The sequence below is a fragment of the Streptomyces koelreuteriae genome (assembly GCF_018604545.1).
GTDB classification, from domain to species: Bacteria; Actinomycetota; Actinomycetes; order Streptomycetales; family Streptomycetaceae; genus Streptomyces; species Streptomyces koelreuteriae.
Genome location: NZ_CP075896.1, coordinates 3413507 through 3428004, shown reverse-complemented (window position 1 = coordinate 3428004; position 14498 = coordinate 3413507). Strand labels below are relative to the sequence as shown.

Annotated in this window: 13 protein-coding genes; 7 read left to right on the top strand and 6 right to left on the bottom strand. The window is 72.2% G+C overall.

Going from position 1 to position 14498, the window contains the following annotated elements; all coding sequences use genetic code 11:
- Positions 1-166: 166 nt before the first annotated feature.
- On the bottom strand, positions 167-1021 hold the full coding sequence (locus KJK29_RS15170; RefSeq protein WP_215119683.1) for a MaoC family dehydratase: 855 nt from the start codon (positions 1019-1021) through the stop codon (positions 167-169).
- The gene (locus tag KJK29_RS15165; protein ID WP_215119679.1) at positions 1021-2328 is read right to left on the bottom strand and encodes a 3-oxoacyl-ACP reductase; all 1308 of its coding nucleotides are present in this window, start codon (positions 2326-2328) and stop codon (positions 1021-1023) included. The genes KJK29_RS15170 and KJK29_RS15165 overlap by 1 nt, the downstream gene beginning before the upstream one ends.
- A 95-nt stretch (positions 2329-2423) precedes the next feature.
- Between KJK29_RS15165 and KJK29_RS15160 the strand changes: the two genes are divergently transcribed.
- The 5 genes from KJK29_RS15160 to kstD all read left to right on the top strand — a co-directional run bounded on the left by KJK29_RS15160 (position 2424) and on the right by kstD (position 9223).
- Positions 2424-2564, top strand: a complete 141-nt coding sequence (locus KJK29_RS15160; protein WP_215124625.1) for a hypothetical protein — start codon at positions 2424-2426, stop codon at positions 2562-2564.
- Positions 2565-2696: 132 nt separating this feature from the next.
- Positions 2697-3926 carry an acetyl-CoA C-acetyltransferase gene (locus KJK29_RS15155; protein ID WP_407700485.1) on the top strand — a complete coding sequence of 410 codons (1230 nt, stop codon included), beginning with the start codon at positions 2697-2699 and terminating at the stop codon, positions 3924-3926.
- Between the two features lie 236 nt (positions 3927-4162).
- On the top strand, positions 4163-6085 hold the full coding sequence (locus KJK29_RS15150) for an AMP-dependent synthetase/ligase (RefSeq protein ID WP_215119676.1): 1923 nt from the start codon (positions 4163-4165) through the stop codon (positions 6083-6085).
- A 156-nt stretch (positions 6086-6241) separates the two neighbouring features.
- Positions 6242-7333, top strand: a complete 1092-nt coding sequence (locus KJK29_RS15145) for a sugar ABC transporter substrate-binding protein (protein ID WP_251057809.1) — start codon at positions 6242-6244, stop codon at positions 7331-7333.
- Positions 7334-7426: 93 nt separating this feature from the next.
- A complete protein-coding gene (gene kstD / locus KJK29_RS15140; RefSeq protein ID WP_251057808.1) occupies positions 7427-9223 on the top strand; it encodes a 3-oxosteroid 1-dehydrogenase in 1797 nt (598 codons plus the stop codon).
- Here the strand turns inward: kstD and KJK29_RS15135 are convergent.
- The 3 genes from KJK29_RS15135 to KJK29_RS15125 all read right to left on the bottom strand — a co-directional run bounded on the left by KJK29_RS15135 (position 9220) and on the right by KJK29_RS15125 (position 10918).
- The gene (locus KJK29_RS15135) at positions 9220-9882 is read right to left on the bottom strand and encodes a class I SAM-dependent methyltransferase (RefSeq protein WP_215119673.1); all 663 of its coding nucleotides are present in this window, start codon (positions 9880-9882) and stop codon (positions 9220-9222) included. The two genes, kstD and KJK29_RS15135, sit on opposite strands and share 4 nt — an antisense overlap.
- Positions 9883-10259: 377 nt before the next feature.
- Positions 10260-10526 (bottom strand): hypothetical protein, encoded by a 267-nt coding sequence (locus tag KJK29_RS15130; RefSeq protein WP_215119671.1) that lies wholly within the window; start codon positions 10524-10526, stop codon positions 10260-10262.
- A gap of 188 nt (positions 10527-10714) precedes the next feature.
- Complete coding sequence (locus KJK29_RS15125; protein WP_003992177.1) at positions 10715-10918, bottom strand: cold-shock protein; 204 nt, start codon at positions 10916-10918, stop codon at positions 10715-10717.
- 320 nt (positions 10919-11238) lie between these two features.
- Here KJK29_RS15125 and KJK29_RS15120 point away from each other — a divergent pair, with 320 nt between their 5' ends.
- Together KJK29_RS15120 and KJK29_RS15115 are read left to right on the top strand one after the other, a co-directional pair.
- The gene (locus KJK29_RS15120) at positions 11239-12087 is read left to right on the top strand and encodes a menaquinone biosynthetic enzyme MqnA/MqnD family protein (RefSeq protein WP_215119669.1); all 849 of its coding nucleotides are present in this window, start codon (positions 11239-11241) and stop codon (positions 12085-12087) included.
- Positions 12088-12178: 91 nt separating this feature from the next.
- The gene (locus KJK29_RS15115) at positions 12179-13918 is read left to right on the top strand and encodes a serine/threonine-protein kinase (RefSeq protein ID WP_215119668.1); all 1740 of its coding nucleotides are present in this window, start codon (positions 12179-12181) and stop codon (positions 13916-13918) included.
- On the opposite strand, the gene KJK29_RS15110 is transcribed toward KJK29_RS15115, so the two are convergent.
- Complete coding sequence (locus KJK29_RS15110) at positions 13833-14495, bottom strand: hypothetical protein (protein ID WP_215119666.1); 663 nt, start codon at positions 14493-14495, stop codon at positions 13833-13835. The two genes, KJK29_RS15115 and KJK29_RS15110, sit on opposite strands and share 86 nt — an antisense overlap.
- Positions 14496-14498 lie beyond the last annotated feature (3 nt).

The window sequence follows — 14498 nt, the reverse complement described above, 5'->3', positions numbered from 1 at the left end:
GGGCGGTGGTGGCCGGCTGGCGGTGGTGTGCCGGGCCGTTGGCCGGCCGGGTGGACGCCCGGGGTTTCGGGCCGGTCGGGCTGCCCGGCTCTCGCGGCCGGGCAGGCAGGGGCGGGTGGCTGAGCAGGCGTCGGCCGGGTAGCTGCCCGGCAGGTGGCCCGGGCGGTTACGCCGGGTGGACATCCCCCGCCACATGCACCCGCTCGTCCCCGTCCCGCAGTTCGAAGCGGCCGTTCTCCGCCGCGTACGTCACCGTCCCCGGCAGCAGGACCGGTGCCTTGAAGGCCGCGCGTGCGTGGCAGGAGTCCGGTGTGCCGTGGGCGGCCAGGCAGCGGGCGAGGGTCCACATGCCGTGGGCGATGGCCCGGGGGAAGCCGAAGAGGCGGGCGGTGAGGGGGTGGAGGTGGATCGGGTTGCGGTCTCCGGAGGCGGCGGCGTAGCGACGGCCGACGTCCTCGGCCAGCCGCCACTCGGCGACGGTGGGCAGCGGTTTGCGGACCTCCTCCGCAGACCCGACATCCTCGGCGGGCCGTCGCGTGCGGTGCCGGGCGAGGTAGGTGCTGCTCGACTCCCAGACGACGTCCCCGCCTTCGCGCACCTCGGTGACGACCGTGGCCTCCGTGCCGCGGCGGTGCGGTGCCAGTCCGTCGACCCGTACGGCGAGTTCGTACGCGCCGGTCGCCGGCATCCCCCGATGCCGGGTGACGGTGATCGACGTGTGGACCAGGCCCAGCAGCGGCAGCGGGAAGTCCCGGCCGCTCATCAGCCGCATGGCCAGGGGGAATCCGAGCACCTGCGGATACGTCAGCGGCAGCGCGTCCTCCCCGGTCGGGAACCCGCAGACCCGCTCGTACGCCGCCAGCCGCGCGAGGTCGACCCGCAGGCCGGGCAGGACGAGCCGGGTGCGGGGGAACTCCGCGTCGGGGGCGGGCCGTTTGAAGGGGGACAGCAAGGCGCCGCGGGCGAGGAGCGGGGCCAGGGAAGGCGGCCCGGTGAGGACGAGAGCGGGGGCGTCGGTCATCACGCCCCCAGCAGGCTCTGGCCGCAGACGCGCACGACCTGGCCGTTGACCGCGCCCGAGCCCGGGTGCGCGAGCCAGGCGGTGGTCTCGGCGACATCGACCGGAAGACCGCCCTGGGCAAGGGAGTTCATGCGGCGGCCCGCCTCGCGGATGAACAGTGGGACGGCGGCCGTCATCTTCGTCTCGATGAAGCCCGGCGCGACGGCGTTGACCGTCACCCCGTGCTCGGCGAGCGCGCGCGGCGCGAGGGAGCGGACCAGGCCGACGATGCCCGCCTTGCTCGCCCCGTAGTTGGTCTGTCCCGTGTTGCCGGCGAGGCCCGCGATCGAGGCCGTCGCCACGATCCGGCCGCCCGGCCGCAGCGCCCCGGCCTTCAGCAGCGCGTCGGTCGTGCGCAGCACGCTCGCCAGGTTCACCTCCAGCACCGGGATCCAGCGCTCGGCCGGCATGTTCACCAGCCGCCGGTCGCGGGTGATGCCCGCGTTGTGGATGAGCAGGTCGAGGCCGTCCGGCAGGGCCTCGGCGATGCGCGCGCCCGCGTCGGCGGCCGTGATGTCGAGGAGCAGGGCGGTGCCGCCGAGCCGGTCGGCGACGCGCCGGGCGTCCTGTTCGGCCCCGGGCACATCGAGGACGACGACCCGGGCGCCGTCCCGCGCGAGTGTCTCGGCGACCGCCTCTCCGATGCCGCGCGCGGCGCCGGTGACCAGGGCGGTCCGGCCGGACAGGGGACGGTCCCGGTCGACAGGCACCTCAGGCTCCTCGCCGGCCCCCACCTCGATCATCTGCCCGCTGACATACGCCGACTTGGGCGACAGCAGGAAACGGAGCGTGGTTTCGGCGGCGGACGCGTCCGTCAGCCGGACCAGGTTCACCGTCCTGCCCTGGCCGATCTCCTTGCCGAGGGAGCGCGTGAAGCCCTCCAAGGCCTGCTGGGCGGCGGCCTGGTGATGGTCGGCCGGGTCGAGCGGCGCGCCGAGCACGACCACGCGGCCGCTCGGGGTGACCGACCGTACGACGGGATGCAGGGCCGCGTGCACCTCGGCCAGTCCCTCGACGTCCCGCACCCCGCTCGCGTCCAGGACGACGGCGGCGGCCCGGTCGGCTCCGGCCGGGGCGATGCCCGTACGGGCGAGGACCGGGGCGAGGTCCAGGCCGGACCGGCCGGCAGTGAGGTGACGCAGGCCGCCGTCCAGGGCCGGGCGCTCGGCGGACCAGCGGATCAGCGCCGCGGGCTCGGGCAGGCCGAGGCGGCGGGTGAGGAAACGGCCGGGCGCGGTACCGGTGAAGCGCAGATAGCGGTCGGCCATTCCAACTCCCAGCTGCCGGAGGACACTCGCTCTTCCTTACTCTGGAGTAAGGTTACCGGAGGTAATGCTACGTCACAGGCGAGGAGCAGGTCGAGATGAGCCCTCAGCGGATCGCGCCCTCGGTACGGCGCGTGGCGATCATCGGCGGCGCACGCATCCCGTTCGCCCGCTCCGACGGCCCCTACGCCACCGCCTCCAACCAGCAGATGCTCACCGCCGCCCCAGGGCCTGTCTGACAAATCCCCGCCTGCTCTGCGACGCCTGGCACGCACGCTCGCCGCGTTGCCGAACCGCCCACGTGGCTCCTCCCCCACTCTCGGCTGCGCTCGAGCGGGGGACCCCCATCGAGGACGCTCCGGCGCCTTGCGATCGCACGCACCAGACGCCGCAGAGCCCGCCCTTCGGGCGGACGACGGGGATTTGTCAGACAGGCCCTCGACGGCCTCGTCGAGCGGTACGACCTCCAGGAACCCGGAGCGGTGGGCGAGTTCGTCGCGGGAGCCGTCCTCAAGCACAGCCGCGACTTCAACCTCGCCCGCGAGGCCGTCCTCGGCTCGACACTGCACCCGAGCACCCCGGCCTACGACATCCAGCAGGCCTGCGGCACCGGACTCCAGGCCGTCATCGCCGCCGCCAACAAGATCGCCCTCGGCCAGACGGAGTCGGCGGTCGCGGGCGGCGCCGACACGGCCAGCGACGCACCCCTCGGCGTCAATGACCGCCTGCGCCGCATCCTGCTGGAGGCCCGGCGCGCGAAGTCGGCGGGCGCCCGACTGAAGGCCCTCGCGAAGGTGCGCCCCTCCCATCTCGTCCCCGACATCCCGCGCAACGCCGAGCCGCGCACCGGGCTGTCCATGGGCGAACACGCCGCCGTCACCGCCCGGGCCTGGGGCATCGGTCGTACGGCCCAGGACGAACTGGCCGCGGCGAGCCATGGGCGGCTGGCGACGGCGTACGAACGCGGCTTCTTCCAGGACCTGGTGATCCCCTTCCGGGGCCTCGCCCGCGACCAGAACCTGCGCCCCGGCTCGACCGCCGAGAAACTGGCCGCCCTGAAGCCGGTGTTCGGCCTGGACCACCCCGACCCGACCATGACGGCGGGGAACTCGACCCCGCTGACGGACGGGGCGGCGACCGTCCTGCTGGCGAGCGAGGAGTGGGCCCGGGAGCGCGGCCTGACACCGCTGGCGTATCTGACCGCGTACGAGACGGCCGCCGTGGACTTCGTCGACGGCGATGTCGCGGGCGGCGAGGACGGTCTGCTCATGGCACCGGCGTACGCCGTTCCGCGCATGCTGGAGCGGGCCGGGCTGAAGCCGGCCGATTTCGAACTGATCGAGATCCACGAGGCGTTCGCCTCCCAGGTGCTGGCGACGCTCGCCGCCTGGGAGAAGCGGGGTCTGGGTGCGGTGGACCGCGACCGGCTGAACGTCGCCGGCTCGTCCCTCGCCACCGGGCACCCCTTCGCCGCCACCGGCGCCCGGATCGTGGCCACGCTGGCCAAGCTCCTGGCCGAACGGGACGCGCCCGCACGCGGACTGATCTCGGTGTGCGCGGCGGGCGGGCAGGGGGTGACGGCCGTTCTGGAGCGGGCATGACGGCGGCCGGGGGGGGCACCAAAACTGAAGGTCCCTCACGTAACCCCCGAGATTGCACAGGCCCGGCTCCGGACCATCCCCGAACTCGCACAAACCCGCCACGTGAGGGCCGTACGATCCCGTTCCTACCGGCAGTAACCCCTTTCTGCGTGTTCAGCCGGTTGAGCGCCTCGGCGTGCGAGGCACGTACGTCCATGCAGCAAGCAGTTCACCGCTGCACGCCCCAGGAGCCGCCCGTGTCCACTGCGTATCCCTCCTCCGCCTACGGCGACGACGTGTACGGAGGGCCGGTCCTGGTCGAACCCGAGACGCGGCGGCTGGACGGGGTGGTGCGGGAGGCCGCCGTACCGCCGCTGGCGCCGCCCTGGACGCACGGATCGCTCGCCGACCTGCCGTTCGACAACGCGAGCGCGGCGCCGGATGCCGTGGTGCTCAGCCGCAAGGACGCCGAGGGGAACTGGAGCGACGTCACCGCCGCCGAGTTCGCCGCCCAGGTGCTCGCCGTGGCGAAGGGCCTGATCGCCGAGGGCCTGATGCCGGGCGACCGGGTCGCCGTGATGGCCCGCACGATCTACGAGTGGACGGTCCTGGACTTCGCCGCCTGGTCGGCCGGACTGGTCACCGTCCCCATCTATCCCACGTCCTCCGTCTTCCAGGCCCGCTGGATCCTCCAGGACTCGGGCGCGGTCGCCCTGGTCACCGAGACCGCCGGGCAGGCCGCCGCCCTCGGCCCCGAGCGCGAACGCCTGCCGGACCTCCAGCACATGTGGGTCGTCGACAAGGGCCATGTCGACCGGCTCGCGGAGGCCGGGGAGCACTTGGCCGACCAGGAGGTGGAGGTGCGGCGCGGCATGCTGGGCCCCGACACGCTCTCCACCCTCGTCTACACCTCGGGCACGACGGGCCGCCCCAAGGGCTGCGCCCTCACCCACGGCAACTTCTTCGCCGAGGTCGACAACGCCATCGAGCTGCTCTACCCCGTCTTCAAGACGAAGACCAGCGAAGAGGCCTCGGTCCTGCTGTTCCTGCCCATGTCCCACGTCTTCGGCCGCATGGTCGCGATCGCCTGCATCCGCGCCCGGGTGCGGCTGGGCCACGCGCCGAGCATCAAGGCCGACCAGCTGCTGCCGGACCTGGCGAGCTTCCGGCCGACCTGTCTGCTGGCCATCCCGTACATGCTGGAGAAGGTCTTCAACTCGGCCCGCGCCAAGGCCGAGGCGAGCGGCCGGGTGACCTCCTTCGACCGCGCGGTGTCGGTGGCGCGGCGCTACGGCGAGGCGGTGGAGGCCCAGCAGACGGGCACCGGCCCGGGCCCCTCCCGCGCCCTGAAGACCGCCCGGATCTTCTACGACCCCCTGGTCTTCCGCCGGATCCGCAACGCCATGGGCGGCCGGGTCCGCTACGCGATCTGCGGCGGTTCACCGCTGGGCCGCCGCCTCTCCGCGTTCTACGCCGGAGCCGGCATCGAGATCTTCGAGGGCTACGGCCTGACCGAGACCACCGGCGCCTCCACCGTCACCCCGCCCCTCAAGCCCCGTCTGGGCACCGTCGGCTGGCCGCTGCCCGGCACCCGTGTCCGTATCGCCGCCGACGGCGAGATCCTCCTCGCCGGCGACCATGTGCTGCGCGGCTACTGGGACCCCCAGGCCGGCGGCGTCGTCCCCGCCGCCCCCGACGGCTGGCTCGCCACCGGCGACCTCGGCGAACTGGACGACGAGGGCTACCTCACGATCACCGGCCGCAAGAAGGAACTGCTGATCACCGCGGGCGGCAAGAGCGTCGCCCCGGCCCCGCTGGAGAACTGGCTGCGGTCCCACCCGCTGATCTCCCAGTGCCTCGTCCTGGGCGACGGCCGCCCCTTCGTCTCGGCCCTGATCACCCTCGACCCGGACGGGATCACCCACTGGCGCCAGATGAACGGCAAACACCCCGTACCGGCCAAACTGCTCGTCGACGACGAGGATCTGCGCGCCGTCCTCCAACGCGCCGTCGACGAGGCCAACAAGATGGTCTCCCGCCCCGAATCCATCCGCGCCTTCGCGATCCTCCCCGAGGACTTCACCGAGGAAGCGGGCCATCTGACCCCCTCGATGAAGCTCCGCCGCCAGGCCGTACTGCGCGCGTTCACCGAAGAGGTCGAGGGGCTGTACGCACGCTGAGACGGCCGGGCGTGAGGCGGCCTTTGCGATGTCTTCACACGATTTTCTTGACGCCGCACGCCGTCTCCCCTTGGCTTTCGAGCAATCCCGTCGCGATGCTCCCTCCCCCCACGGAAGGCACCACCAGTGAAAGCGCGTAACACCCGTCGGACCGCTGTGCGCCCTGTCGCCATAGCCCTGGCGGTCTCCGTATCGGCCCTGTCCCTCTCCGCGTGCGGCGACGACGGGAGTGACGACACCGCCGTGCAGAAGGGCAACGACATCACGGTGGGCCTGCTGCTGCCCGACCGGGACACGGCCCGCTTCGAGAAGTTCGACTACCCCCTGATCAGGGACGAGGTCGCCTCCCTCACGGAGAACAAGGGCAAGGTCCAGTACGCCAACGCCGAGTCGAGCGTGTCCAGACAGAGCCAGCAGTTCCAGAAGATGATCGCCGACAAGGTCGACGTCATCCTGGTGGACGCCCTGAACTCCAAGAAGATCGCCTCGGACGTGAAGAAGGCCAAGGACGCCGGCATCCCGGTCATCGCCTACGACCGGCTCGCCGAGGGCCCGATCGACGCCTACGTCTCCCACGACAACGAACTCGTCGGGCAGGTGCAGGGCCGCGCCATCATGAGCGAGCTCGGCGAGAAGTCCCAGAACGACAAGGTCGTCATGATGAACGGCGACCCCGGCGACCCGAACACGGCCCGGTTCAAGGACGGCGCGCTGAGCGAGCTCCAGGGCCAGGTGGACATCGTCGAGCAGTACGACACCAAGGAGTGGAAGCCCTCCATCGCCAAGGCGAACATGGAGAAGGCGATCCGGGCCGTCGGGCTGAACAACATCGCCGCCGTCTACTCCGCCAACGACGGCATGGCGGGTGCCGTCATCGAGGCGCTGGAGGAGGCGGGCGCCACCAAGATGCCGCCGGTGACCGGGCAGGACGCCAACCTGGACGCGGTACAGCGGGTCGTGTCGGGGGAGCAGTACATGACCGTGTACAAGTCCTTCCTGCTGGAGGCGACGAACGCCGCGAAGATCGCGGTCGCCAAGGTCCAGGGCCGCCAGATCGAGTTCGCCGCGCTGACCCGGGAGACGGTCGACAGCCCGACGGCGAAGAACATCCCGGCGATGCTGGTGCCGGTGGTCGCCCTCACCAAGGACAACATCAAGGAGACGGTGATCACGGACGGGGTCTACACGGTGAAGGACATCTGCACCTCGAAGCTGGAGGCGGACTGCGCGGCCATCGGTCTCGAGTAGGTCGGTCCGGCTCCTGACTCCCGTGTCTGTCTCTTGACTTCGCGGGGTGCCCGCGCGACATTCCCCACCCCCGTCCGTCGCGCTGGAGCCGTCATGACCACTGACCCGAACTCCGCACCACCTACTGGTTCCCCTTCCGGGGCTCCTTCGCGGGCGCCTTCCCGAAGACGAGTGCTGGCCGGTGCCGCGGGTGCCGGGTTCGCCGTCGCCGCCGGGGTGCGGCAGGGCGCCCACGCCGCCGACTTACCCCCGCTCGGCACGTACGACGTCGTCGTCATCGGCTCCGGTGCGGCCGGGATGACGGCCGCGCTGACCGCCGCCGGGCAGGGGATGAGCTGCGTCGTCCTGGAGAAGGCCCCGACCTTCGGCGGCTCGGCCGCCCGTTCCGGCGCCGGGATCTGGATCCCGAACAACCCGGTGCTCCTGGCGGCCGGTGTCCCGGACACCCCGGCGAAGGCCGCCGCGTACCTCGCCGCCGTCGTCGGCCCGGACATCCCCGCCGACCGGCAGCGCGCCTTCCTCGCCCACGGCCCGGCCACGATCTCCTACGTCATGGCCCACAGCCCCCTGCGCTTCCGCTGGATGGAGGGCTACAGCGACTACTACCCGGAGCTGCCCGGCGGCCTGCCGAACGGCCGCTCCATCGAGCCCGACCAGCTCGACGGCCGCATCCTGGGCCCCGAGCTGGCCCGGCTGAACCCGCCGTACATGGGCGTGCCCGCCGGGATGGTCGTCTTCAGCGCCGACTACAAGTGGGTCACCCTGGCCGCGGTGAACGCCAAGGGCGCGGCCGTGGCGGCCCAGTGCCTGGCCCGGGGCACGGCGGCGGCGCTGCGCGGCGAGAAGCCGCTGACCATGGGCCAGTCGCTGGCGGCGGGGCTGCGTGCGGGACTGCGGTCGGCCGGGGTGCCGGTGTGGCTGAACACGCCCCTGACCGACCTGCACGTCGAGAACGGCACGGTCACCGGAGCGGTCGTCACCCGCGACGGCGCCCCGGGCCTGGTCCGCGCCCGCCGGGGCGTGATCGTCGGCTCCGGCGGCTTCGAGCACAACGCGGCCATGCGCGCACGCTTCCAGCGCCAGCCCATCGGCACGGACTGGACCGTCGGCGCCAAGGAGAACACCGGCGACGGCATCCTGGCGGGGGAGCGGCTCGGGGCGGCCCTCGACCTGATGGACGACGCCTGGTGGGGCCCGGCGATCCCGGTCCCGGGCCAGCCGTACTTCTGCCTCGCCGAACGCACCCTCCCCGGCGGTCTCCTGGTCGACGGGTCCGGCCGGCGCTTCGTCAACGAGGCCGCGCCCTACAGCGACGTCGTCCACACCATGTACGACGCACCCGAGGCCATCCCGTCCTGGCTGATCACCGACCAGAACTACCGCAACCGCTACCTCTTCAAGGACGTCCTGCCGACCCTGCCCCTCCCCGCCGCCTGGTACGACTCCGGCGCCGCGCACAAGGCCTGGTCCCTGGACGCCCTCGCGGCCTCGATCGGCGTCCCGGCGGCGGCCCTGCGCACGACCGTCGACCGCTTCAACTCCCAGGCACGGCGGGGTGAGGACCCCGACTTCCACCGCGGCGACAGCGCCTACGACCACTACTACACGGACCCGTCCGTCCTGCCGAACTCCTGCCTGGCGCCCCTGTGGCTGCCCCCTTACCACGCCTTCCGCATCGTCCCCGGCGACCTCGGCACCAAGGGCGGCCTGCTGACGGACGCCCGGGCCCGCGTTCTGCGGGAGGACGGCTCGGTCATCCCGGGCCTCTACGCCGCGGGCAACGCGAGCGCGGCGGTCATGGGCCACAGCTACGCGGGCGCGGGGTCGACCATCGGCCCGGCGATGACGTTCGGATACATCGCGGCGAGGGACATCGCGGGGACGCTCTAGCCGGTGGGCGTCACCGGCTTACGGGCCACGAGACAGGCCTGGGGGACCGGCTCGCCGAGCTCCTCGTCGGCCTCCCGTACGGTCCGGGAGCGCAGGGCGAATCCGGCGGCTTCGAGCAGGGCGACCATCTGCTCCGGCCGACGCCGCCGGAAGTCCAGCGCCACCTTGTGCCCGAAGGCCTCCTCGTAGCGACGCCGGGGCTCGTCCCCGGCCTGGAAGCCGAGCAGCAGATGCCCGCCGGGCCGCAGCACGCGGTGGAACCCGGCGAAGAGGGCGGGCAGGTGGTCCAGGGGGGTGTGGATGCTCGAATACCAGGACACGACCCCGTCGAGCGAGCCGTCGGGCAGCTCCAGCTCCAGCATCGAGCCCTGCTCGAACCGCAGGCCGGGGTTCTCGCGGCGGGCGATCGCGAGCATCGACTCCGACAGATCGAGCCCGAAGACCGACACCCCCCGCTCCGCCAGAAACGCCGTCACCCGCCCGGGCCCACACCCCAGATCGGCAACCTCGCCCCCTTCCCCCACCATCTCCGCGAACCCGGCCAGCAGCCCCCGGTCCAGGGGCGTCATCCCATCCAGACCAGGGAAGTGACGGGCGTAGTCCTCGGCCACGGTGTCGTAGAAGGTACGGGTCTCGATCAAGAAGTCGACGTCGGTCATGGCCCGAGACCCTACTGCGGGGGGTGGTGGGCTTGCCCGGGGTTTGGCGGTCGATCTCTGCGGCTTGGCGTCTCCGCGCCGGGGTGGTGCCGCTCGCTGCTGGATCCGCTGGTCTCCGCGTGTCTGGACGCCCCCCAGCCCGTGCGGCGCGCCTGCCTGCTCGCCGCCAGCGGCCTGTCCCTCTGGCCCCTGCTCAGAGCCCGTGCTGCTCCCCTGCCTGCCGTGACCGTCCCTCGGCTTGGTGGGACTGCTCGGGCCTGGGCCCTTCGCCCGCAGGCTCCCCCTGGCTTCGAGTGCCATGACCTCGGCGCCCTGGCCAGCCTTCTCGCGCCCACTTCGCCCCGGCCGGCTCTCTCCTGCGCCCCTGGCCCCTGCGCCTAGCTGGCCGGTTCGTCTCCCCGGCCTTCGGCCTGGTCCGCGGCGGCCCTGGCAGCCCCGGCCCCCGCCGCCGCTCCGATCGCCGTGCCCAGGCCCAGGCCCAGTGCGAGTCCCAGGCCGATGTTGTCGAAGACGGTCATGCCCAGGGACAGGCCGAGGGCCGTGCCGAGGGACAGGCCGAGTGAGACGCCGGTCGCCAGATGGTTGTGCGCGGGAGTTCCGCTTTCCTGCTCGCCGTTCTCGGCGTTCTCTTCATGTTCCTGCATCCGGACATCTTCTCCCGGCCGGTGCGAGAGCCGGTCAGAGCCCCCTGGTCCGCCCCGCCACAGCGGAGCGTCCCGCAGAATTCGCCGGAAATTCATCGGCCTCTGGCGGGAAGGGGAGAACCGGAAGAGGAGGGGAAAAGGCAGGAGCCCCGACGCCTGACGGCGCGGGGCTCCTTGGGTACTACTGATCAGACCGGCGTGACGTTCTCAGCCTGCGGACCCTTCGGGCCCTGCGTGACGTCGAAAGACACCTGCTGGTTCTCCTCGAGCGAGCGGAAGCCGCTCGCGTTGATCGCGGAGTAGTGGACGAAGACGTCGGGGCCGCCGCCCTCCTGGGCGATGAAACCAAAGCCCTTTTCGGCGTTGAACCACTTCACGGTTCCGGTAGCCATAAGCCCTCCTTGGGCCCAAAAGGGTTGCCCTGCTCCAGAACCAGCAAGTGTGAAGATGAATTCTGCACAACTGCATACGTCTGAGAATGACGAGAGCCCGCGGTCACATGCTCCGCAGGCTCTGTACTGCAAGGGAAACCAAACTGCAACTTGCGATGAGCCTAGCACGCAGGCCCCGGAATGCAATAGGGGTCAAGATCACGTCACCCGAATGTTTGAACATCCCTCCGCCACCTGGCTCAGAGGGCCTCTGTGGCCGATCACGAACCCTCGGCGGGGCCGGACGCCGACCACTGGGCCGAGAGGGCTAGCCTCACGATGTGGACAATCCTCGCACCCGGCCGCGCGTCGGCCACATCCAGTTCCTGAACTGCCTGCCCCTCTACTGGGGGCTCGCCAGAACAGGCACACTCCTCGACTTCGAGCTGACGAAGGACACCCCGGAGAAGCTCAGCGAGAAGCTGGTGCAGGGCGAACTCGACATCGCCCCGATCACCCTGGTCGAGTTCCTCAAGCACGCGGACCAACTGGTCGCCTTCCCCGACATCGCCGTCGGCTGCGACGGCCCGGTGATGTCGTGCGTGATCGTCTCGCAGGTCCCCCTGGACCGGCTCGACGGCGCCCGCGTCGCCCTCGGCTCGACCTCCCGCACCTCCGTCCGCCTCGCCCAGCTGCTCCTCGGCGAGCGCTACGGCGTACGGCCGGACTACTACACGTGCCCGCCCGACCTCAGCCTGATGATGCAGGAGGCCGACGCGGCCGTCCTCATCGGCGACGCGGCGCTGCGCGCGAACATGCTCGACGGGCCGCGCTTCGGCCTGGACGTGCACGACCTGGGCGCCCTGTGGAAGGAGTGGACGGGCCTGCCGTTCGTCTTCGCGGTCTGGGCGGCACGCCGCGACTACCTGGAGCGCGAGCCGGTCCTCACCCGCAAGGTGCACGAGGCCTTCCTCGCCTCCCGCAACCTCTCCCTTGAGGAGGTCGGCAAGGTCGCCGAGCAGGCCGCCCGCTGGGAGGACTTCGACGAGGAGACCCTCGCCCAGTACTTCACGACACTCGACTTCCGCTTCGGCGGCCCGCAGCTGGAGGCGGTCGCCGAGTTCGCCCGGCGCGTCGGCCCGACGACCGGGTTCCCGGCGGACGTGAAGGTGGACCTGCTAGAGCCGTGAGCGGGCGCTCCTCGCGCACTACTCTGCTGGGAGTGCAGGCGGACGGGGGCCCACCCGGGCTTCCGGACGCCTACGGGGGAGGGGTGACGCCATGCGGCCGCTCGAAGTCGACGAACCCACCGTCGTGGGGCCCTACCGGCTGCTCGGCCGACTGGGCTCCGGCGGGATGGGCCGGGTCTATCTGGGCCGCAGCGCCGGAGGCCGTACGGTCGCCGTGAAGATCGTGCACCCGCACTTCGCGCTGGACGAGGAGTTCCGGGCCCGCTTCCGCCGCGAGGTCGAGGCCGCGCGCCGGGTGGGCGGCGCGTGGACGGCGCCGGTCCTGGACGCGGACCCGGAGGCACGGGTGCCGTGGGTGGCGACGGCGTACGCGGCGGGCCCCTCGCTGTCCGCCGCGGTGGCGGACTTCGGCCCCTTGCCGGCCCACACCGTACGCGCCCTGGGAGCAGGGCTCGCCGAGGCGCTGGCGGCGGTGCACGAGCTGGGCCTGGTGCACCGCGACGTGAAGCCGTCGAACGTCCTGCTCACGCTCGACGGCCCCCTGCTGATCGACTTCGGCATCGCCCGGGCCACGGACGGCACGGCGTCCCTGACCTCCACGGGCGTCTCGATCGGCTCCCCCGGCTACATGTCGCCCGAGCAGATCCTCGGCAAGGGCGTCACGGGCGCGGCGGACGTCTTCTCCCTGGGCGCGGTCCTGGCGTACGCCGCCACCGGCCGGCCGCCCTTCCCCGGTGACTCCTCGGCGGCCCTGCTCTACAAGGTCGTCCACGAGGAGCCGGAACTCGGCCTGCTCGACGGGGAGCTGCGGTCCCTCACGGCCGCCTGCCTGACGAAGGACCTGGCCGCACGGCCCGCCCCGGCGGAGCTGGCCCGACGCCTGGCTCCCGAGGGCGCGGCCCGGCTGGTGACGGGCGGGTGGCTGCCGGGGGCGCTGGTGGAGCAGGTGAGCCGGGGCGCCGTACAGCTGCTGAACCTGGAGGCGGCGGGGCCGGGAGGCGGGGGGCTTTCGGGGCCGGTGGGGTTCAGCAGCCCTTCTGTGGGAGTGGGGGAGAGGGAGCCAGGGGAGTCGGCTGAAGCTGTTGGGACGGTTGGGACGGCTGGCACTGCCGGGGCTGCCGAGCCCGGGGTGTTCGGCCCGCCGCCGGTCATGCCCACACCAGCCCCGGCGCCGCCCTTCCCGGCCGTACCCGCACCCCGCGACGAAGGCCCGCAGGACATGACCCCGTCGTCCACCGGGCGCCGCCCCGGCAAGGTCACCGTCTCCGTGGCCGCGACGTCCACGCCCGAGGGCGGCGGGCGGGTGCGGAGGCTGAGCTGCTCGGTCGCCCTGGCCGTCGCCGGGGCGATGGCGGCCGTGACGATCGGCTCGGTGTTCGTGTTCGACCTGCTGCCGGGACGGGGCGGCCAGAACGACACGGGCGACTCGGGCGCCGGCGCCGACGCGCAGCCGTCGGCGAGCGACGCCGCCCCGGGCGGGGCGGTGCCCGCCGCCTATCTCGGCACCTGGGAGGGCCAGGGCACCGCCCTGGACGGCAATCTGCCCCTCGGCACGTTCCGGATCACGGTCGAACGGGCCTCCGTCGGCCAGGAGCTGGGCCGGCTCCGCCAGACGGACCAGATCGGCGGCGTCTGTATCGACGTACTGACCCTGAAGCAGGTGACGAAGAAGGAGCTCGTCGCGACGTCCGTGGGCGCGAAGACCAACCACAGCGGCTGCAACCCGGCCGCCACGACGGTCCACCTCAGCCCGGTGGGCGACGACCTCCGGTATCGGTCGGAGAGCGAGGAGTCGGGGCGGCCTCAGGCTCGGATGTCGAAGGTGCGGTAGCGGACCGGCCTCCGTATTTCACGAACAGGGTGATCAGCAGCGCGGCCGACGCGAGGGTGGCGACCAGGCCGACGGCCCACAGCCACGGATAGTGCACATGCACCCAGCAGGGGCCGCCCTCGCTGTAGCAGTCGTAGTCCCAATCGCGGCGCCGCTTGGGCCGTACGGTCGTGAAGATCACCCCGACGACCAGATACCCCGCGGCCAGCCCGGGCAGGGACGCGGCCACCCAGCCCAGCGAACGCGCCGTGCTCTTCTTCCAGTCCATCCGGGTCAGCGGCGCCGCCCAGGCCAGGAAGACCAGCGGCACCAAGACCCCGACGGTGGCGGCGAAGGCGTACCCACCACCGGGCCACGCGGGAGCGACGTCGCCCCAGAGGTCGTGGCCCCAGTACATGTCGAAGAAGACCAGTGGCATCAGCAGGAGGACGAAGCCGACGAGGCTCCCGCAACCCCCGAGACAGCTCCAGTCCCGCTTCCTCGGCTCGTCGGTGTTCTGGCGGCCCGGCCGGTGCTCGTACCGCAGCGCCGGCCCCGCCGCCTTCCTCCGCTTCGGCTTCGCCGATCCCCCGCTCAACGC

Bases quoted from the DNA above. Each gene is read 5' to 3' on its own strand.
- KJK29_RS15170 (WP_215119683.1), bottom strand. From the start codon at position 1,021: ATGACCGACGCCCCCGCTCTCGTCCTCACCGGGCCGCCTTCCCTGGCC.
- KJK29_RS15165 (WP_215119679.1), bottom strand. From the start codon at position 2,328: ATGGCCGACCGCTATCTGCGCTTCACCGGTACCGCGCCCGGCCGTTTC.
- KJK29_RS15125 (WP_003992177.1), bottom strand. From the start codon at position 10,918: ATGGCTACCGGAACCGTGAAGTGGTTCAACGCCGAAAAGGGCTTTGGT.
- kstD (WP_251057808.1), top strand. From the start codon at position 7,427: ATGACCACTGACCCGAACTCCGCACCACCTACTGGTTCCCCTTCCGGG.
- KJK29_RS15115 (WP_215119668.1), top strand. From the start codon at position 12,179: ATGCGGCCGCTCGAAGTCGACGAACCCACCGTCGTGGGGCCCTACCGG.
- KJK29_RS15135 (WP_215119673.1), bottom strand. From the start codon at position 9,882: ATGACCGACGTCGACTTCTTGATCGAGACCCGTACCTTCTACGACACC.
- KJK29_RS15130 (WP_215119671.1), bottom strand. From the start codon at position 10,526: ATGCAGGAACATGAAGAGAACGCCGAGAACGGCGAGCAGGAAAGCGGA.
- KJK29_RS15160 (WP_215124625.1), top strand. From the start codon at position 2,424: ATGAGCCCTCAGCGGATCGCGCCCTCGGTACGGCGCGTGGCGATCATC.